Annotated in this window: 22 protein-coding genes; 19 read left to right on the top strand and 3 right to left on the bottom strand. The window is 49.0% G+C overall.

The window, feature by feature from the left end; translation table 11 throughout:
- Positions 1-23 precede the first annotated feature (23 nt).
- The 19 genes from flgE to J7438_RS14195 all read left to right on the top strand — a co-directional run bounded on the left by flgE (position 24) and on the right by J7438_RS14195 (position 18,040).
- Positions 24-1,241 (top strand): flagellar hook protein FlgE, encoded by a 1,218-nt coding sequence (flgE, locus tag J7438_RS14285; protein ID WP_209277073.1) that lies wholly within the window; start codon positions 24-26, stop codon positions 1,239-1,241.
- A 17-nt stretch (positions 1,242-1,258) separates the two neighbouring features.
- Complete coding sequence (locus J7438_RS14280) at positions 1,259-1,996, top strand: flagellar basal body rod protein FlgF (RefSeq protein ID WP_209200789.1); 738 nt, start codon at positions 1,259-1,261, stop codon at positions 1,994-1,996.
- A 38-nt stretch (positions 1,997-2,034) separates the two neighbouring features.
- Positions 2,035-2,820, top strand: coding sequence for a flagellar basal-body rod protein FlgG (gene flgG / locus J7438_RS14275; protein ID WP_101746810.1), 786 nt, complete (start codon positions 2,035-2,037; stop codon positions 2,818-2,820).
- A gap of 42 nt (positions 2,821-2,862) precedes the next feature.
- Positions 2,863-3,576, top strand: a complete 714-nt coding sequence (locus J7438_RS14270; RefSeq protein WP_209277072.1) for a flagellar basal body L-ring protein FlgH — start codon at positions 2,863-2,865, stop codon at positions 3,574-3,576.
- A 24-nt stretch (positions 3,577-3,600) separates the two neighbouring features.
- On the top strand, positions 3,601-4,752 hold the full coding sequence (locus tag J7438_RS14265) for a flagellar basal body P-ring protein FlgI (RefSeq protein WP_209200791.1): 1,152 nt from the start codon (positions 3,601-3,603) through the stop codon (positions 4,750-4,752).
- A 39-nt stretch (positions 4,753-4,791) separates the two neighbouring features.
- Positions 4,792-5,085 (top strand): rod-binding protein, encoded by a 294-nt coding sequence (locus J7438_RS14260; RefSeq protein WP_209277071.1) that lies wholly within the window; start codon positions 4,792-4,794, stop codon positions 5,083-5,085.
- Between the two features lie 87 nt (positions 5,086-5,172).
- Positions 5,173-6,810, top strand: coding sequence for a flagellar hook-associated protein FlgK (flgK, locus tag J7438_RS14255; protein ID WP_209200792.1), 1,638 nt, complete (start codon positions 5,173-5,175; stop codon positions 6,808-6,810).
- Positions 6,811-6,857: 47 nt separating this feature from the next.
- Positions 6,858-7,769, top strand: coding sequence for a flagellar hook-associated protein FlgL (gene flgL, locus J7438_RS14250; protein WP_209277070.1), 912 nt, complete (start codon positions 6,858-6,860; stop codon positions 7,767-7,769).
- 108 nt (positions 7,770-7,877) lie between these two features.
- On the top strand, positions 7,878-8,186 hold the full coding sequence (gene flgM, locus J7438_RS14245; protein WP_209200794.1) for a flagellar biosynthesis anti-sigma factor FlgM: 309 nt from the start codon (positions 7,878-7,880) through the stop codon (positions 8,184-8,186).
- Positions 8,176-8,724: a flagellar protein FlgN gene (gene flgN / locus J7438_RS14240; protein ID WP_209277069.1), complete on the top strand. Its 549-nt coding sequence runs from the start codon at positions 8,176-8,178 to the stop codon at positions 8,722-8,724. The genes flgM and flgN overlap by 11 nt, the downstream gene beginning before the upstream one ends.
- Complete coding sequence (locus tag J7438_RS14235; RefSeq protein WP_209277068.1) at positions 8,724-9,572, top strand: MotY family protein; 849 nt, start codon at positions 8,724-8,726, stop codon at positions 9,570-9,572. The genes flgN and J7438_RS14235 overlap by 1 nt, the downstream gene beginning before the upstream one ends.
- A 131-nt stretch (positions 9,573-9,703) precedes the next feature.
- A complete protein-coding gene (fliE, locus tag J7438_RS14230; RefSeq protein ID WP_209200797.1) occupies positions 9,704-10,021 on the top strand; it encodes a flagellar hook-basal body complex protein FliE in 318 nt (105 codons plus the stop codon).
- 25 nt (positions 10,022-10,046) lie between these two features.
- Positions 10,047-11,705: a flagellar basal-body MS-ring/collar protein FliF gene (gene fliF / locus J7438_RS14225; RefSeq protein WP_209277067.1), complete on the top strand. Its 1,659-nt coding sequence runs from the start codon at positions 10,047-10,049 to the stop codon at positions 11,703-11,705.
- Positions 11,698-12,717: a flagellar motor switch protein FliG gene (fliG, locus tag J7438_RS14220; RefSeq protein ID WP_209277066.1), complete on the top strand. Its 1,020-nt coding sequence runs from the start codon at positions 11,698-11,700 to the stop codon at positions 12,715-12,717. The genes fliF and fliG overlap by 8 nt, the downstream gene beginning before the upstream one ends.
- Positions 12,718-12,733: 16 nt before the next feature.
- Positions 12,734-13,528 (top strand): FliH/SctL family protein, encoded by a 795-nt coding sequence (locus J7438_RS14215; protein ID WP_209277065.1) that lies wholly within the window; start codon positions 12,734-12,736, stop codon positions 13,526-13,528.
- Positions 13,525-14,868, top strand: a complete 1,344-nt coding sequence (locus tag J7438_RS14210; protein ID WP_209277064.1) for a FliI/YscN family ATPase — start codon at positions 13,525-13,527, stop codon at positions 14,866-14,868. The genes J7438_RS14215 and J7438_RS14210 overlap by 4 nt, the downstream gene beginning before the upstream one ends.
- Positions 14,861-15,280: a hypothetical protein gene (locus tag J7438_RS14205; protein WP_209200802.1), complete on the top strand. Its 420-nt coding sequence runs from the start codon at positions 14,861-14,863 to the stop codon at positions 15,278-15,280. The genes J7438_RS14210 and J7438_RS14205 overlap by 8 nt, the downstream gene beginning before the upstream one ends.
- Positions 15,281-15,328: 48 nt before the next feature.
- Positions 15,329-16,057, top strand: coding sequence for a flagellar basal body P-ring formation chaperone FlgA (gene flgA / locus J7438_RS14200; RefSeq protein ID WP_209277062.1), 729 nt, complete (start codon positions 15,329-15,331; stop codon positions 16,055-16,057).
- 177 nt (positions 16,058-16,234) lie between these two features.
- Entirely contained in the window at positions 16,235-18,040 is a 1,806-nt protein-coding gene (locus J7438_RS14195; RefSeq protein ID WP_209277061.1) for an N-6 DNA methylase, read from the top strand.
- Between the two features lie 42 nt (positions 18,041-18,082).
- On the opposite strand, the gene fliP is transcribed toward J7438_RS14195, so the two are convergent.
- The 3 genes from fliP to J7438_RS14180 are packed head-to-tail and all read right to left on the bottom strand — an operon-like array spanning position 18,083 to position 20,204.
- The gene (gene fliP / locus J7438_RS14190; RefSeq protein ID WP_286196594.1) at positions 18,083-18,808 is read right to left on the bottom strand and encodes a flagellar type III secretion system pore protein FliP; all 726 of its coding nucleotides are present in this window, start codon (positions 18,806-18,808) and stop codon (positions 18,083-18,085) included.
- A 33-nt stretch (positions 18,809-18,841) separates the two neighbouring features.
- Positions 18,842-19,219 (bottom strand): flagellar motor switch protein FliN, encoded by a 378-nt coding sequence (gene fliN / locus J7438_RS14185; RefSeq protein WP_209200805.1) that lies wholly within the window; start codon positions 19,217-19,219, stop codon positions 18,842-18,844.
- A complete protein-coding gene (locus J7438_RS14180) occupies positions 19,212-20,204 on the bottom strand; it encodes a flagellar motor switch protein FliM (protein ID WP_209277060.1) in 993 nt (330 codons plus the stop codon). The genes fliN and J7438_RS14180 overlap by 8 nt, the downstream gene beginning before the upstream one ends.
- Positions 20,205-20,211 lie beyond the last annotated feature (7 nt).

Below are 20,211 nucleotides of genomic sequence, written 5' to 3'. Positions count from 1 at the left end.
AACAACGATCAGGGAGGATAAACATGTCTTTTAAAATAGGGCTCAGTGGACTCAATGCTGCCCAGCAGGATCTTCAGGTTGTCAGCAATAATATTGCCAATACCAATACTGTTGGATTTAAAAGCTCCAGGGCAGAGTTCGCTGATGTTTATGCTTCTTCGGTAGCCGGTGGTAACAGTCAGGTTGCGGGTGTTCAGGTGGCAGACATCAGTCAACAGTTTGCCCAGGGAAGTATTACTTATACCGAGAATGCCCTGGATATGGCTATTAACGGTCAGGGCTTTTTCATGGTGAGCGACAATGGGGAGCTTTCCTATTCGAGAGCGGGTTATTTCTCACTGGATGCCAATAACTATCTGGTCAATAACCAGGGAATGAACCTGCAAGGTTATTCTGCTGATGCTTCAGGCAATATTCTGGCAGGAACCCAGACGGATTTAAAAATTGCCCAAAGTACCATGCCAGCCCAGGCAACCAGTCAGGTGAGTAGCGCAGCAAACCTTGATGCACGGGCATCATTGCTTACCGGAACGATTGATAACAGTGATCCCGGTACGTTTAACTCAACCATGGCGTTTGATGTGAATGACAGTCTTGGTGCTTCACATACCGTCAGTCTTTATTTTGCCAAAACGGCAGATAACACCTGGCAGGTAGACCTCTACTTTGACAATGCTGTCACTGCTGATCTCAGTCAGAGTATCTCCTTTAACAGCGATGGCAGTCTGGCAACACCTGCTGGTGGCTCGATAACGCTGGGTATTGCCGCTGGAGACTCTCGTCTTGCCGGGGCTGGTGCCATAAGCATGGATATTGATATTTCAAGATTTTCCCAGCTGGGTGCGGACTTTTCTGTAAACCAGGTCGCACAGAATGGTTTTCCTCCCGGTTCATTGACCGGCATTCAGATTACCCAGGAAGGTATCTTACAGGCGTTGTACTCCAATGGTCAGACCCAGACGCAGGGGCAGGTTGTACTGGCTGACTTTCCTAACGACAGTGGACTTATTCCCGAGGGGGATAGCTTATGGCAGTCCAGCTTCGCATCCGGTAATCCATTAGTTGGAACTCCGGGCTCAGGCATTATGGGCTCTCTGGAATCCGGTGCATTGGAACAGTCCAATGTGGATATATCTTCACAGCTGGTCAGACTGATTGAAGCCCAGAGTAATTATCAGGCCAATGCCAAAACCATTGAAACCAGCAATAACCTGACGCAGACCTTGATGAATATCATCTGACGGACACTTGATTACCTATGGATAAGGTGCTTTATATCAGCTCGGCCGGGGCAAACCTGGCCATGCGGGCCCAGCAGGTTCATGCCAATAATCTCGCCAATAGCAGTACACCCGGTTTCCGGCGTGACTTCGTTAGCAGTCTGGCTGTTGAGCTTCAGGGCGATGGCCTTGGTAGCCGGGTAATGCCTGTTGCCCGTGGTCTTGGCAGCAGTTTTGATGCAGGCATTATGCAAACCACCGGCAGGAATCTGGATGTCGCCATTAACGGGGATGGCTGGCTAAGTGTCGAAACCGCAGCAGGTACTGAGGCCTATACCCGTTCAGGGCAGCTTCAGGTTACTCCGGATGGACAGCTGGTCATTGCCGGAGGGTTGCCGGTGGTGGGTGAAGCGGGTGCCATACAGCTGCCGGAGTTTCAATCTATCGACATTGGTATAGACGGCACAATAACGATAATTCCGCCCGGAGAAGCCAATGAACCGGTTCAGGTAGGTCGGCTGAAGCTGGTTAACCCGGAGCCGGACGAATTGCAAAAGTCTGCCGATGGGTTGTTTGTTGCCACTGCGGGGGATGAACTGGATGCCGACCCCGAGGTTCGCCTCAGAACAGGTTATCTGGAATCGAGTAATGTTAATGCGCTCAATGAAATGGTGTCGTTTCTGTCATTGAGCCGCCAGTTTGAAGCGCAGATGAAAATCATGAAGGCTGCTGGTGATATGGCCTCCTCAGGCGATCGTTTGGTTAGAGATCAATAGTCGTCTGATACATAAAGGACTGGATAGGGAGATCCGAAATGAATCCATCGTTATGGGTCAGTAAAACCGGGCTGGCAGCCCAGGAAAAGCAGATGTCGATCATTTCCAATAACCTGGCCAATGTGAATACTGTCGGGTTTAAAAGGGACAGAGCGACTTTTGAGGATCTTTTTTATCATATTCAGCGCCAGCCGGGAGCGCTGAATGATCAGGATAATGAGTTACCTTCCGGTCTGCAGGTTGGCACTGGCGTCAAAATGACCGGAACTCAGAAAGTATTTACCCCGGGCAATTATGAGACAACCAGCCAGGCGCTGGATCTGGCCATTGTGGGCAATGGCTTCTTTCAATTTGTGCAGCCGGATGGAACTCCTGTTTACTCAAGGAATGGCCAGTTTCAGATCGATGCCGATGGTCAGATCGTTAATGGTAATGGCTTGCCCCTGGAGCCGGGTATCACCATTCCTGCCGATGCTACTGGCATCACCATCAGTGATGACGGCATTGTGATGGTGAAACAACAGGGCGTGATAGATCCCCTGGAAGTAGGCCAGATAACGTTGGTTAACTTTGTTAACCCGGCAGGGCTGCTGGCACAGGGTGGCAACCTTTATCAGCAGACTACCGCCAGCGGTGACCCCATAGAGGCACTGCCTGGCCAGGAAGGCCTGGGTTTGTTAAAGCAATTTACCCTGGAAACGTCCAATGTCAGTACCGTAGAAGAGCTGGTGAATATGATTTCAGTGCAACGGGCATATGAGATGAACTCAAAAGTCATCGCTGCGGCCGATGAAATGATGCAGTTTGTTAATCAGACACTCTGATCTGGCTTGCAAGGCGCTGTAAATAGAGGAAGGAGTCTTTATATGAAAGGGTGGCTGCTGTTACTGTCTCTGATTCTGGCTGGCTGCCAGCTTCAGCCTGTAAAACCACCCATCAGTCCGGAAAATACGGCGGGAAGCAGGCACATTCCAAAGGAAAACACGACGGCTACCAGGGAAGCGGTACCTCAACCTGAAATTCCACCCACTGGCAGTCTGTTCAATGCCCGTTACAGCAGCCTTATGGTTTCTGACCGAAGAGCCTATCGTCTTGGCGATATTCTGACCATTGAGCTGGAAGGAACCACCAATATCAGTATGGGGGGCGGAAGCAGCACCAATAAAAGTACGACGATTTCCATTCCTGACCCAACATTGCTTGGACGAAGCAGTGCCTCCATTCTTGGCAGTGGCTGGTCATTGGCTTCGGATATTCAACCAACAAGAGAGTATGGTGGTACCACGAGCTCCAGTAGAAATAACCGCCTGGAAGGCAGTGTGGCCGTTAAAGTGGTTGAAGTGCTGCACAATGGCACCTTGCGTATCGAAGGAAATAAGTGGCTGACGATTAATTCAGGCCGGGAGCAGATACGAATCAGTGGACTGGTCCGTCCGGAAGATATCAGCACGGATAACAAAGTCTCTTCTGAACGTATAGCGGAGGCCAGAGTGGACTACATTGCTTTAGGCGATAATGCCAATGCCCATGAGCCAGGATGGTTCACAAAAATGTTGAACAGTCCTTTCTTTCCGTTTTAAGGGCTGCCATTTCAGGGAGGCGGTATGACAGGGAACAAACGTCATTACTATTTGAGCAGCGTCTTCTTTTTTCTATGCCTGACTATCACGGTTATGGGGACTTCTCCATCAGCCCATGGTCGTCGGCTTCTGGATATGGTTGATGTTGAAGGTGTCCGGAGTAATCAGCTGATCGGCTATGGCCTGGTGGTGGGTCTTGACGGCACCGGGGATAAGTCAGCTTTTACCAAACAATCCCTGGTGAATATGCTCAGGGAGTTTGGACTGACGATCTCTACCGTGGATGTTAATTCAAAAAATGTGGCTGCGGTGACGGTGCACGCAACGTTGCCAGCCTTTTCCCGTCCGGGGCAGAAGCTGGATGTGACTGTCTCATCCATTGGCGATGCCAAGAGTCTCAGAGGGGGAACCTTACTATTTACCCCGCTGAAAGGCGCTGATAACCAGATTTATGCCATTGCCCAGGGCAGCCTGATTGTCGGGGGTGTGTCTGCCGAAGGTTTGTCAGGGCGTGCAGATAATCCCGGTGCAGGGAGTAAAATTCAAATCAACAGCACCAATGCCGGACGTATCCCCGGAGGGGCATTAATCGAAAAAGCGGTTCAGACACCCTTTAATTATGGTAAGCATCTGGTGCTTAACCTGAAGGAGCCCGGATTCACGTCGGCACGACGTATTGTCAAAGCCATCAATAATTTTTTCGGGCCAGGTGTCGCTGCCGCCACCAATGGCGTATCGATAAAAGTATCCGCCCCTGTGGACAGCAGCCAGCGAGTTGCTTTTATGTCCATGCTGGAACAGATCAATGTGGAGTCTGCCAGCCCGGCCGCCCGGATCGTGTTTAACTCACGGACAGGAACCGTGGTGATGGGTGAAAACGTTCGGGTCCGACCAGCTGCGGTAAGTCATGGCAATCTGGTGGTTCGTGTCAGGCAGACGGCAACCGCCAGTCAGCCCGGAGCGTTCGCTGATGGTGGTTCCACCGAAGTCATTCTAAACAGTGATGTTTCTCTTGAGGAAGAAGCATCGGCAATCTACCTCGTACCAGAAGGCGTGTCGTTATCAGAAGTGGTATCGGCAATTAATGGGGTTGGCGCGACACCAACAGACCTGATGTCCATTCTGGAGGCTTTAAAGGCGGCGGGCGCTCTGGAAGCAGAGTTGGTGGTGATTTAAGCCTTACCGGCTGCTTTCAATATTAGAGAAGGAACTCAAATGCTCTCAGGTATTAATCCAACGTTTGATATGTCTGTATCTGCCAATTCGCCAGCTGAAAAGGTTGAGGATATCGAGTCTGCAGCCAGGGCGTTTGAATCCTTGTTTGTCAATGAATTGCTGAAAAGTATGCGTAAAGCGAATGAAGCCATGATGTCAGGCAGTGAGCTGCCCATGATGAGTAAAGACACTCAGTTCTTCCACTCCATGTTTGATTCTCAGTTAGCAGAACATTTGAGTGCAAGCGGCGGGCTTGGTATTGCCCAGGCCTTGATCAGGCAGCTGGGTGATTGAGAGCCTTGAGAAGGTAAAGGTACTCAAGACCCTGCTTTCAATGGTCGACAGCCTCCCAGAGCAGAAGACAAAATTCCGGAAGCCACCATGAGTTTGACTCAAATTGCGACCTCAGGATTACTGGCCAGTCAGAAAGCACTGAATGTTGCCAGTAATAATATCGCTAATGCCGAGACTGAAGGATATAGCCGACAGACGGTTCAGTACAGCCCTACCTATACGTTATACCCCGGAACCGGCGCTCTGGGTACGGGAGTGAGTACCAGTGCAGTTAATCGTATCACCAGCAGTTTTCTGACTGCCCAGATGTGGGAGAGTCAGTCCCTTGCCAGTGAAAGTAATATCCATGCTCAGTACCTGAACGATCTTGATCAATGGCTGGGCAATGAGAATACGTCGTTATCGAAAGGTTTTGAGCAATTTTTTTCAGCACTGAATGGCAGTTCTGTTGACCCTTATGCTTTAAGTGCACGACAGGTGGTAATAGCCGAGAGTGTCGGGCTTGCTGAACGCTTTAACACCCTTTATGCCCAGTTACAGGGGCAGGCGACCATGGTCGGCCAGCAACTGAATGCGGCAGCGGATCAGGCCAATGGTTTGCTGGCTAACATTGCGGCATTTAATGATCAGCTGCGTTCTTTGTCCACAGGTAACCAGCCTGCTAATGAAATACTGGATCAGAGAGACCAGGCCATTCGCGACCTGTCTGAGTTGGTATCGGTTAATGTACTGGAGCAGTCGGATGGCTCATACAGTCTGTATATGAAATCTGGCCAGCCTCTTATTCTGGGTAATCAATTCAATGCACTTAGCGCCAATGGTCAGGTAGATGCAGCCAATGGATTTCAATTACAGCTCAATACCGGCAATTCTGAAATTCCGATTACGGGTGATCCCGGAGGTGTCATAGGAGGCCTGATGACTTACCAGTCGGAAGAGCTTGTTCAGGCCCGCAATGAGCTGGGACGTCTGGCAGTCATGATTACCAGTGAAATTAATGACCAGTTACAGGTTGGAGAAGACTTGAATGGCAATTCAGGAGCAGCATTATTCAATGACCTGACGACACCGGTTGGTGCTGTGATGGCGTTGGATATGTCATCGACCGCGGTTTCTTCATTAACGATTGTTAATACCAGTCAGTTACAGGCCAGTGAATATGATTTCCGGGTAGATAATTCCGGTAATTACAACCTGGTGCGCAGGTCTGACGGTGCTCAGGTTGCTGCTGGTGTCTTGACTGGCTCAGGCACTGATATTATTGCTTTTGATGGTGTTGAAATCCGTGTGGACGGTACCGCAACAGACCAGCTTTATCGTTTATCACCGGTACGCTTCGGTGCCAGAGAGATCCAGACTGCCCTGACGGACCCTGCTGCCCTGGCATTTTCTGCTCCTGGCAGTGGCGTGGGGGATAACAGTAACCTGCTGGAACTGGTGGCCATTCAGTCCAAAGGGGTGCTCAATAATGGCCAGAGCACATTGATGACTGCCTATTCAGGATTTGTGGGCGATATCGCTGTGCAAACCGCTCGAATGAAAACAGAGGCTGATGGTGGGCAGGCCCTGTTAAGTCAGGCGGAAGCGGCTGTCAGTACCTACAGTGGTGTTAATCTGGATGAAGAAGCAGCCAGTATTCTTCGCTTCCAGCAGCTTTACAGCGCTAATGCCAGAGTGATTTCGGTGGCTCGCACCACCTTTGATGCTTTGCTGGCTATGTTCTGACTATTAAAAACACAGACTGGAGAAAACCGTTCCAGGGAGAAGGAACCATGAGGATAAGTACCGGTAACTATAACAGAGTGATGCTGCAGGTCATGCAGCATACTATGGCGGACCTGGCAAAAACTTCAGATCAGCTGTCAACAGGCAAACGAATTCTTCAGCCTTCAGATGATGCCATTGATACCGTAAAGGTCTTGCAACTGAATAATGAACTGACAGCCATCGGTCAGTTTGAAAATAATATCAGCTCCGCTACTGGCTGGCTGCAGCAGCAGGATGCGCTTTACAGCAGCATGAATGATTTACTGCTAAGAGCAAGGGATCTCCTGTTACAAGCTGCCAATGGTACACAGAGCGGTGCTGACCTTAAGTCACTGGCAACAGAGTTAAGCTCTTTGAATGAATCGCTGCTTAGCCTTGCCAATTATCAGACGGCAGATGGTCAGTATCTGTTTTCTGGTACGACCACAAACCAGCAACCGGTGGTCCAATCCGTTGGAGATTATGCCTACAACGGCAACAACCAGTTCCGTCAGGTGGCCATCAGTGGCTCTGCACAGGTTCAGATTACCCAGCCCGGCAACGAACTATTCTTTGATAACTCTGCTACACCTCCCCTGGACAGTATTTTTGATGCGTTAACGACTGCAGTGTCTGAGCTGAATAATCCAGTCAATCTATCAACGGTTCTTGCAGATACCATTACCCGGGTTGATGCAACCATGGAGCGTATTGGTACTGCACAAACCCGCAGCGGCAGTGATCTGAACCTGTTGGATCGAATTTCAGAAAGTCACGCTGATATTCGCCTTTTTGCCGAACAGTTGAAATCAAACCTTGAAGATATTGATATGGTTGAAGCGACGACCCGGTTAAATCAGCAGCAGTTGATTCTTTCTGCCAGCCAGCAGGTTTATGCCAGTATCAAGCAGCTATCTCTATTCAACTACTTAACCTGATAGCCTTCGGTAAACCGGATTTAATCCAGAGGTCATAATCTCTGGTAATTTAAGATTTTGAATACTCTTGCCGATGTTTGTACAGAACGTTTTCGGAAGAGTGTAGTTATGTCCAGCATAAAAGGCCCAGGTGGAAAAAAGGCGGGAGCAGTCAATAGTTCAAAGGTTCGTGTAGAAAAAAGTGCCGCTGTAGACCGTTCTCCCCGGGTAGCCGAAGACCATTTAAATGTAAGCGCCTCGGCCCAGCAAATTGATGAACTTTTTCAGCAACTGGCTGACCTGGAAGATGTCAATGCAGCCAGAGTCAAAAGTGTTCGTGAGTCGATTAAAAAGGGCAACTTTCCCATTGATTATCAGCGGCTTGCTGACAAAATTCTGGAACTTTCTGATGAACTCAACTCAGAGAATGACGACTGATTCAAAAAACGCGAGTGATGCCTCAGCTCTCCAGCCATCAGGTGTTGATGGTGGATTAGAAGACCTTTGTCAGAAAATGCTGGGTAATATTCAGGATGCCCTGGCACTGTCCAGGAAGCTGGAAAGAGTCCTGGAATCCGTACATCAGAAAATGCTGGAGCGTAATATCGCGGCACTTGAACACACCCTGGAAAATCAGATTCAACTCCTCAATATGCTCCAAATGAACGGGGCTCTCCGGGAGCATTATCTCAAGCCTTTTGGACTCAGTCCCGATCAGCAGGGGATGTCGCACTTTTTCTCTCTGGTGAATCGGCAATCATCCAATACGTTAACCGTCAACGGTCAGGCACTGGATAAATACTGGTACCAATTAGAGGGATCTGCGCACCGTTGTCAGCAGATCAACAGTGCTAATGGGCGGTTGCTGGCCAGGTTGTCGGCAAGTACGCGAAAAATCATTGAGTTAACTTTTTCCGGGCAGACAGCCGCTACTTATGATCAGAATGGCCTGACTGTGAATTCAATGGCTGAATAATGAAGCATATCTTACATGGGATTGTGTTAAGCCTGTTCTTTCAGGCTTTTTTTATTCTCGCGGATGATGTGTACCCTCATGATCTTTCTGATGCCCGGTGGCATCATTCCGGTAACCGCTTTTTCTGTTTGCTGAAAAACCAAGTGCCCGGTTTGGGTGATGTCAGTTTGACCGCTGAAGCAGGCGACAGGGAAACGCTTTCTATGGTCCCTGACCCATTCTCGGATAATGACAGGCAAGTCACTGTTTCACTGGCATCGTCACCCTGGCAGGCGATAACGGATGATCGGGTAGTTGCCCGTACCCGACTTTATGAGGGTGACCCGCTTAGCATTCATCTCAATACATTGGCCCTGATGAAAGCTTTCCAGCAGGGAAAACAGCTGAAATTACAGATTACCACAGAGGCCAGCAAAGATGTTGTTATTCAGGTTACTCCGCTGGAGGTTCAGCAGGTTGCTGAGCAGTTTTATCGCTGTATGGATGATTTACTTTTGCTCAGCTTTGACCAGGCTGAGCATAATACCTTCTACTACTCCTCTGGGAAGCTGCGCCTGGATTCCGGACAGCGTGAATTGCTCAGTCATATTGCCGAATATGTGATGGCCGACCCGTCTGTTCAGCAAGTAACCATTGATGCGCATACTGACTCTTATGGCCATGAACTGGCTAACCGGGCGTTGTCTAAAAAAAGAAGCGAGGCTGTTGCCGCAAGCCTGAAACAGATGGGTGTTCCCGGGGATAAGATCTTAATGCGCTTTCATGGCGAGCGATATCCTGTGGCAGATAACCGGACAAAAGCTGGTCGTGATAAAAACAGGCGTGTCGAGATTTGGTTAAAGCGATAAATCCTGATTACAACCTTTCTAAACTCTGTCAATACTCCGTCGATATCCTAAATATTCTGGAATCGTAGTTTATATGTGGGCTCTTTCAGCCTGGTTCCAGCTGTGATTGCAAAATGGGCAAGGGAATGCACATGGATATCAAAGGATTACCCTCTGATGTTATCAGCCCTGTGCTGACTGACCGCACACAGTCAGTGCTACCTTCAGGGCATGCCTCTGGCAGTGAGCTACCGGACTTCTCCCGGGTATTGAAAACCGCCATGGATAAAGTCAATGAACTGCAACAGTCCGCCTCTGTGAAAATGCATGAGGTGGATACCGGTGCGTCTCAGGATCTTCTTGGCACCATGATTTCTACCCAAAAGGCCAGTATCTCTTTTCAGGCACTGTTACAAGTCAGAAACAAGGCAGTAGCAGCCTATGAAGAAATCATGCGTATGCAAATTTAATCTTTAGGTAAAGGCAGAATAAGCCATGGCAGAGACGGTAGCTGATAGCTCTCCAGAGGCCTCTGGTCAGGAAGAGCAGGTCAAGGCATCCTGGCAGGTATATCTGGAAAAAGCACAATCATTTATTCAGGATAATCGTGGTTATCAGGCCATCATGATGGTGATGCTGGCTGCAGGTATAGCGTTGCTGGTGGTTTTCTGGCTCTGGTCTCAGTCTGCGGATTACCAGCCTCTATACGGTAATCAGGAATTATACGATGTTGCCAGTATTGTTGAAGTCCTTGACCGTGAAGGTATGGAATATAAGCTTCACCCGGAGTCTGGCCAGGTATTGGTTGATGCAGGCCGACTCAGTGAAGCCCGAATGAAGCTTTCTGTCGCGGGCATTCAGGCAAGATCGCCTGAAGGGCTTGATTCGCTGAATCAACAGGAACTTGGCACCAGCCAGTTTGTTGAGGGGGTTCGATACCTCAGGGGGCTGGAGGGTGAGCTTGCCCAAACCATTATTAGTCTGAAACCGGTCAAAAACGCACGGATTCACTTAGCCATTCCCAAGAGAAGCAGCTTTATCCGGCGTCAGGAAAAACCATCGGCATCTGTTTTTGTAAGCCTGTATGCGGGCTACCGGCTGAACTCTGAACAGATAGAAGGCATTATCAACCTGGTGGCTACCAGTGTTGCCAATATGAATAGAGAGGATGTGTCGGTCATTGATCAAAGTGGCAAGCTGCTCTCTTCAGAGGTTCTGCTTAATGACAGTGCTTTGGGAGAAGTCTCAAGGCAGTTTGATTTCAAGCAACAGGTGGAATCCCGTTACCAGGAAAGAATCAGTCATTTGCTGGAACCACTGGTAGGCCCGGGAAATTATCGGGCCCAGGTAACGGCTAGCGTTGACTTTGAAAAGGTTATTCAGACCGTTGAACAGTTTGACCCCGGTACCGCAGTGTTGCGCAGTGAACAGGGTAAAGAGCGGATCAATACCGGTGGTCAGGCAAGAGGTATTCCCGGTACATTGAGTAATCAGCCACCGGAAGAGACCGACCCTGAGGATGATACTGAAACCAGTACCCAGTCTGAGTTTGTGCGCAATTATGAGGTCGACAAGGTGGTACGACAGGTTTCCAATCAGCAGGGACGGATCGAAAAGCTCAGTATCGCGGTGGTTTTTAATGAGAAGCCCGATCAGGCTCTGGGAACGGTGAGTTGGGATCAGGCCAGACTGGACAGTATCCGTCAGTTGATCATTGATGCCACCGGTCTGGATCAGGCAAGAGGCGATCAGATCAGTATTCACACGGCACCGTTTGTGCCTGTAGCAAGTGTTGCTCCAGAGCCCCTTGTCTGGTGGCAGCAACCTCAGGCGTTGTATTACGTCAAATATGGTAGCGGCACGTTACTGGCGGTCATGGTGCTGATGTTTCTTATCCGTCCATTAATGAAGCAGGTGACCGTTAATCTGGAGCCTCCCAAAGAGTCTTTACCGGCACTGGTTGAAGGTGGTGCACTGGACAGTCAGGAAGGAGAAGAGAATGAGCGTCGGATTCTGTTTGACGAAACGTTCAATTTGCTCCCTCCTGAACTGGCAGACTTTGAAACTCAGATAACTCATATGAGAAAACTGTCAACCAAGCAGCCTGAACGGGTTGCCCAGGTCATTAAATTATGGATGAGCAGCTATGACTGATGGGACTGCACTGGCTTTACGACAGCCGACGACCAGAGATATTGCTATTTTACTGCTGAGCCTGGGTGAGAAAGGTGCAGCCAAGGTAATGGGGCATCTCAGCCAGAGAGAGGTTCGCCAGATCAGTGCCTCAATGGCCGCCATGGCACCACTGAAACGTGACCAGGTGCAGGAAGTTCTGGAGCTTTTCTTTCACACCTATCGTTATGACAGCGGTTTAACCGGTTCATCCCGGGGTTACCTGGATAAGACACTGAAGCTGGCCCTGGGAGATAAAGAAGCAAAGGGGGTGATGGACTCCATTTTTGGTGATGAGGATAACTCTCTGGAAACCATGAAGTTAATGGACTCAGCAACCATTACCGAGTTGATTGCGGGCGAACACCCTCAGTTGCAGGCTGTTGTTCTGACCTACCTTGAACCAGAGCAGGCCGCTGAAGTATTGCAGCGATTGCCGGTGGCCTCTCATCAAGACCTCTTATCCAGGGTTGCAAGACTTGAAGAACTCCATCCTTCCATTTTGCAAGAATTGAACCGGATGTTTGATGACAATATTGGCCGACTGGGCACCAGCCATAACACCACGGTCAGTGGTCTCAGGCAGGTTGCCGATATTATGAATCGGATGGGTGAAACTACCGTTAAAAATGTCCTGGGCTTCTTTAAAGAGCAGGATAAGAAGCTGGCGGAAAAAATTGAACAACAGATGTTTGTCTTTGAACATATTGTCCGTCTGGATGAGGATGTATTGCGCAGAATTATCAGTGAAGTCAGTCAGGATATTCTGGCGTTGGCGCTCAAAGGCGTGGCCCAAGAGGTGATGGATGCCATTCTGGCTACCATGACCAAACGTACTGCAAAGTTTCTTCTGGAAGATATTGAAAACCTCGGTTCTGTCCGTGCCAGCCAGGTGCAGGGTGCAAGGAATGATGTTCTGCGCATCGCCCGGCAGCTGGCGGCCAGCGGAGAAATTGAGCTGAGCTTCAATGATGATGAAGAGATGATCGAGTAATTGCCAAGAGGCTACCATGAAAAACAGAAACAGGATCTGGCAGCCTGAGACAGCGGCCTATAAACGGTTTCAGTTTCCCGTGCATGATCGTGAGTCTATTCAGGAGCGCACTGGCGGTGCATCCACTGAAAACGAAGCAGACATATTTAAAGAAAAAAGTTACCAGGCTCACTCCATCAAGCCAGAGCCCACTGCCCCGAATTCAAATAACCGGCAAAGCTCTGACGCTGTGGAAAAAGCGCGGGCAGAAAACCATGCTGCGCAGATGCAAAAGGTTGAGAAGCAAAGCTATCAACGGGGCTATGAGGAAGGCAGGCGCCTGGGATTTGAGGAAGCCTCTGGTAAAGTAGCCAGTCAGGTGCAGCAGGCTTCAGAGCAACATAAAGCCTTGTTTGAGAGCCTTCATAAGGAACTGGCATCACTTCAGACGGAACACTTGAAAAATCGTGAACAACTGTCGATCTGGCTGGGACAGGTTGTGGAAGAAGTATGCCGCCAGGTAGTTCGTACGGAAGTCAGTACACAACAGGGGCAAATTGTCGGGATTATTCGCCAGACTCTGGACCTTATACCCGAAAGTGATGAGTACTCGATTCATGTTTGTGAGCAGGATGCAGAGCTTCTCAGAGAAGTGAAACCTGATTTTGGTATTCCATGGCAACTATCAGTAAGCCAGGAGTTGACTCCCGGAGACTGTCGTATTGTTGCCAGTGATGGAGAGGCTGATGCCCGTTTGGAGAGCAGGCTGATGCAATGTCTGGATATAATTCGGGAATCCCTGCCGGCAAATCTGGAGGCGGTCACTTCATGACGGGGCTGACGATGGAGGGTGATACCCTGATCAATCGCTTACGTTCTGTCCCCGTGGCCACAGTGACTGGCCGGGTCGCATCGATTAACGGCTTACTGCTTGAGGCGACGGGTATCAAATTGCCAGTTGGCCAGTTGTGTCGCATTCGCTCACGATCGGGTGGGGAGTTCGATGCAGAAGTGGTTGGGTTTAATAAAAAACAGTCCTTTCTTATGTCACTGTCTACTCATCAGGAGGGCCTGGCTCCGGGCGACCTGATTATTCCGGCAGCGACCAATAAAAGTGTACCGATAGACAGTGGACTTATTGGCCGTGTAATAGACGCTATGGGACAACCATTGGATAACCAGCCACTGGTTGTCAACGAGCGTATACCGGTTTTGCCTCATCCCATAAACCCTATGCACAGAAGAGCGGTTGATACTCCACAGTATGTCGGGATCAGGGCTATTGATGGACTGCTAACCCTGGGTCAGGGGCAGAGAGTTGGCCTGTTGGCAGGGAGCGGTGTCGGTAAGAGTACATTACTTGGCATGATGACCAGGAATACTCAGGCGGATGTAACGGTGGTTGGGCTTATTGGTGAGCGCTCCAGGGAAGTGAAAGAGTTTGTTGAGAATACTCTGGGAACAGAGGGGATGGCCCGAACCATTGTCGTCGCTGCACCGGGTGATGAATCTCCGGTCAGAAGAATTCGTGCAGCCTCCTATTGTCATCGCATTGCAGAGTATTTCAGGGATCAGGGCAAGTCAGTCTTACTGCTGATGGACTCATTAACCCGGTATGCCCAGGCGCATCGTGAGGTTGCACTTGCCATGGGAGAAGCACCTGCCTCACGGGGATTTCCTCCTTCGGTATTCAGTAAAATTCCCGTTCTGCTGGAACGTTCTGGCACAGGCTCAGGCAATGGGACTATTACTGCCGTCTATACCGTTCTGGCGGATGGTGATGATCTTATGGATCCTATAGTAGACAGTGCTCGTTCGGTACTGGATGGGCATATTGTATTGAGTCGGGAACTTGCCGAGAAAGGGCATTACCCGGCCATTGATCTGGAAAAATCGATAAGCCGGGTGATGCCCCAGGTGGTGGATGAACGTCACCGGGAAAACGCCGGTCACTTTCGTCGCTACTATGCCAGGTATAACCAATTTCAGGAGCTTATGGCCATTGGTGCCTATCAGGCGGGTGCTGACCTTGAGCTGGATCGTGCCATTGAGCTTCGGCCGTCCATGGAGCAGTTTCTCCAACAGAGCCGCTTTGAACAGGTGAACCCGGAAGATAGCACCCAGCTGCTTAATCGCATGATGGCAAAAAAGGAAGTCTTGACCCATGGCTGATGAGCAGCAGCTTAAGAGTCTCTGCAAAGCGATGGATTGCCAAACCAGGCGGCTGCAACAAAAGGTTGCGGTGGCACAAACCGAAGTATTGGCGCTTGATCGGCAGAAACAGCTGATCACTGGCTCTCAAGGCAGCAGCGCCCTGAATTTTGGCCATACCATTAATGCCTTGTCATGCTGGAATCGAAATCAGTTCTCCGCTTTAATTAACGACGTTTTATTATTACTGGATCAGAAACTCACCGCCCAGCAGCAGAGCCTTGAGCAACTGGAAGCCAGTCTTGAAGAGCAGAAGAAAAAAACTCGCGGCATGGAGCACCTTTCCCATAAGGAGCACATCAAGAACAGAAAACGAGCAGACCTTCGGATGAAGCGCGAGTTGGAAGAAGTCCTGCAACGTTTCCCGCAATAGATGATTGTGATAGCCTGATTGCTGAATGAGCAAAAGCAGGGATCGCATATGTCATTCAGCAAACCGCTTCTGTCCGGTATTTTCGCCTCATTACTTTTTTCCCCATTGCTGCCTGGCAGCACGCCTCTTGACGCAGCCCGGCCGTCGATTGAAGAGACCATTAATGATCGGGTTGCCAACTATTTAGATAAGTCTCTTGGCGATTTCCTCCAGGCCTACCCTGATGCCAGCCAATCGATAACGGTAAGACCATTAAAAAAGATCCCCGGACATTGTCAGCAGGCTCTGAGGGTTTCCAGACGGTCTGATCATCGTCCCCCTGTTGGCCAGGTAAGGCTGAACGTTGAGTGCCCCGGGCAATGGCGACATTATGTGACTGCCGATGTGGACGTTCAGGTCCCTGCGGTCCATGTTTGCAAGGCGTTATCCCGGGGGGATATCCTCACTGAGGATGCTTTGCAGTTGATAAGTGTTTCCTGGAACAAATTAAGAGGTGATTTTTTCCAGAAGCCTGAACTGGTAACCGGTCGACAGCTGAGGCGCTCACTTGCAATAGGTAGCCTGGTTGCAGGGAGTGCTCTGGTTCCTGATTATCTGGTTCAGAAAGGACAAGTGGTCACCATACTGGCTGGAGGGGACAACCTGTATGTTGCCATGGCCGGTATTGCGCTGGAAAGTGGCTTAATGTCTGAGACTATCCGGGTTCGCAATCGCTCCTCAGGAAAGGTGGTGGATGCTCAAGTGATCGCAAAAAATAAAGTCCAGACCGGGTTATAAGTTATTTGAATGTTTTTTCAGTATGTCACCAGGAAAAATCCACACATGAAATGGCTAATCATCTGCTGATTAGCTTTTTCTGCAGCAAAATATCGAATCAGCAGATGATTAAATATACGCTTCATTGACTACCTTCATCTGCTGTTTATTTTCTTCTGATTTCACCAGGGATAGATAATGGGAAGAGAGATAGTAAAAGCACTGGCACCGGATCAGCTTAGAAAAAACAGCTGGTATCCGGATTACATCCATCTGATGGGGCAGCTATTAACCTGGTCTTACTTGAGTGAGCATGGTCTGCTCAGTGAAGAGATACGATTTAACGGGGATATCTACCAGACTGCTGACCACTCATTGATAGCAGAAATATTGTCAGCAGGTCTGTCAGGTGTTTCTGTCTTCAGAAGTGATCCCGTCTGGAGTTCAGCGTGGTCAAATTACCAGCATTATCTTCAGGCTATTCCTGCGCCAGAGCTTGAACGACTGACGACTTCTCTTGCTACCGCAAAGCGACATGGTCTTATCCGGTATGATGAGCTGCCGGATATTCTTTATGGTAAATATCTACAAGTGCGGCCAGCTCTGCCCATGGAAGTCAGGGACCTGGTGGTCAACCTGTTACCAAAAGACCTTCAGCATCCTGTTTATCTTTCTGGCGATGGAGCCTTTGGCCTCATGCCTTTACAGGTTGGCAAAAATATTCAGCTGTTCTCTGAACACCCTCAGCCTGAGACCATGCACTCTCTTATCGCTTTACTGAGTAGCCAGGTAGTTCTGCGAGAAGGAGACCCGGTGTTGAATCCGGCGTTTTTCCAATATGGCAGGCTTCAACAGTTTGCTTATAGTGTCGGAGTTTTATTGCATGATCACAGCTATAAAGTGAATGAAGTCAGGGATCTGTTTGGCCGATTTTCTTCGGGCATACGTCAGAAGGAGATATTGTTTGTAACTCATATGCTTCACCAATGCAGTGGCTCAATGATTCTGGTGATTCCTGGTCGCTTTCTCCTGAAAAATACCGCTGAAAGCCGTAACTTCCGGAAAAAGCTGATTCAGGATGGACGCCTTTCCGGGGTTATACGGTTACCTGCCGGTTTATTGCCAGGACGAGCACAGCCTCTGTTTGTGCTTATTTTTGCTGGCGATGCGTCCAATATCATCCGCTTTGTTAACAGCGATAACGACTATTTTAAGGCCGTCGCCGTGAAAAAGCGTGGGGAAGCAAAGTATCGATTAAATAACCCGGATGTGATTGTCGAAGAAATCCGGGACCCCCGAAATACCGGAGTCAGTTATCAGGTAAATTGCACTGATTTATTGAGTGCTGGCGATACCAATTTTCCATTGGATCCGGGCCATTATTCAGGAACCAATCGTTCCGTGGTTTTTCGTTCCAACGGAGCGGTTTCAGTATTGGACGACGGGTTTGAGATTATTCGTGCCCAGGCGTTGAGAGGTGGGGAGCATGAGCAGGATATCCGGGTATTCATGGAAGTAACTGTTAATGATATAAACGATGCCGGATTGGTTGAAGCACCAAAGCGTATTGTGCAGATTGGCCCCGACAGGTTGAAAAGAGCGAAAGGGCAGACATTACAAGCTGGTGATATATTGCTGGCGATAAAGGGGCAGGCGGGAAAACTGGCATTAGTTCCGGAGTTATGTGGCAATAACTGGGTTGCTGGCCAGTCCTTTGTTATCTTACGACAAAAGCCTGGTAATGGGCTCCTTAGCCCGGTTGTCCTGTTTCGATTTCTGAAGTCTGAGACGGGCCAGAAGCTGATTGATTCCATACGTACAGATAATAATGTGCCATTTATCCACAGTCAGGATTTAAAACAGTTACCGGTACCTTGCTGGTCAGACCTGGAGCAGGAGCAGGCCTGTCAGGCTCACGAGGAAGTGTTAAAACTCTATGCCAGGATGAAATTTTTCCGGGAAAAGGCCGAGCTGATTGAGCGAGCAATACTAAAAGAAGCTTGATTATTCTGGCGTCCGTTTTTTAACGCGTTTTTTAACGATTGTTCAAAAAAAGCTGGATGCCATCGTTCCCATAATCATTGCCCAGCCATCCACCAGAACAAACAGCATTAATTTAAATGGCAGAGAGATCATCTGTGGTGACAGCATAATCATACCCATTGCCATCAAAACACTGGCCACAACCAGGTCAATGACCAGAAAGGGAATATAAATAATAAAACCGATCTGGAAAGCGGTTTTCAGTTCGCTGGTCACAAAAGCAGGTATCGCGATTGATAAGGGCGTATCCGTCACATTTACGGGTATGTCCTGTTTGGCGATACTGAAGAACAGTTCAAGATCCGTTTCCCTGGTCTGTTTCAACATAAAGTCTTTCACTGGCAAGCTGGCCTTTGTCAGTGCTTCCAGCAAGGTCTGGCTATCTTCCAGATAGGGGACCACTGCCAGGGCATAAATGTCTTCAAATAGTGGCGTCATGATCAGTATTGTCAACGCCAGCGTAATACCCAGCAACACCTGGTTTGGTGGCGTTTGCTGTAAACCCAGTGCTTGCCTGAGAATGGCCAGAACGATGATGATCCGGGTGAACGAGGTCATCATCAATAATGCTGCCGGGATAAAGCTGAGCAAGGTCATCAGAATCAGGATCTGAAGACTGGCGCTGTACTCCGTTGCATCCCCGTTACTGGTTACCGTGATCAGTGGCAGGCCTGACCCGGCAAAACTGTCAACAGCAAAAAAGCAGAAGAAGGCTGACAATGCGCACATCATCAGCCTGTATTTATTGTTCGGGTTTTTCATTCAGGAAATATGCTTCAGTCTTTCTGATTCACTGACCACATCCAGGAAACGAATGCCGTATTTATCATGAATAACCACGACTTCGGCATAGGCAATGAGTTTGCCATTCACCATCACTTCCAATGGCTCTGATGCCTCTTTTTCCAGCTCAACAATAGAGCCTTTGTTCAGGCGCATTAAATCACCGATATTAATTTTAGTGCTGCCCAGTTCCAGCGAAAGGGTGACGGGAATATCCAGAATCATCCCCAGGTCACTCATGGCCTGGGGGAGATTGGCTGTCTCTTCAACGGGCTGGGTGGATTGTTCAGATTCCAGGCTGTCCTGAAAGCTCATGCTGTCATTTGGGGTAGCGCTGTCGTCTTGTTCGTTACTCATGGATTTCCTTCTCCTCGTGCTGGTACACCTCTACTTCTTCGCTATGCAGTTTTTTGGTGATCTTGATGGCCAGACTGTTCTGTACCGTGCATACCGACGCTTTAAAGCAGGGTACGCCTGCAACTTTGACGGTAACATTGGGGGGGACATCGGCCTGGATGATCTGACCGGGCTTCAGTCTCATCACATCTCTGAGGCTGATATCAACTTCACAGAGCCGTGAGGATACTTCCAGCGGGGCCTGCATCAATCCCATCAGCATATTGCGTTGCCACTGGGGGTCCTGCTCAGCAAATTTAAAGGCCTGGAGCTTTTCTCTCACGGGTTCCAGTGCCTGATAGGGCATGACGATATGAAATGCGCAGGATTGACTGCCCAGCTGTAGCGTAAACTGGCTCAGCAGAATGATTTCCGTGTCCGATCGAAACAGAGTTGAAACCGGGCTGTTGTAATTATCCGCCAGTTTGATTTTGAACGAGAGTATACTTCCCCAGGCTTCTGTCTGTTTATCTGCAGCAGCTTTCAGAACTCTCTGCAATATTCTGATTTCAGCGGTTGTCAGTTCGTTGCGTTTTGGATTTACACTCTCTCCGGAACCACTGAAGAATATATCCACCAGAGAAAAAAGCATTGGAGATTCAATCGCCATAAATCCAGAGCACTTTAGCGTGGTTGATTTATAGATATGTTTGATATCGGGGGGTGTGTCATTGGCAAGGTAATCGCCCACTTGTAATGAATCAACACTGTCAAACTGCACATCAATGTTATGCCTGAATAGACTGCTGATGGCATGTCTGAACAGTTGTGAGAAACGCTGGTTGATCAGCTCCAGCGTAGGTAGCAGGTCATGAATCTTATAATCCGGGTTGGTCAGATCATAAGTTTCAAGATCTTTAAATTCAGAAGAAGAGTGCACCTTCTGTATTTTTGCAGAACCTGACAGCTCCCGGCTGTTCAGTGATGATTTTGATTTCCTATCCATGGAAATA

The sequence above is a fragment of the Thalassotalea sp. G20_0 genome (assembly GCF_017744175.1).
Classification (GTDB): Bacteria; Pseudomonadota; Gammaproteobacteria; order Pseudomonadales; family Endozoicomonadaceae; genus Endozoicomonas.
This window is presented reverse-complemented; position numbering and strand designations above follow the sequence as displayed.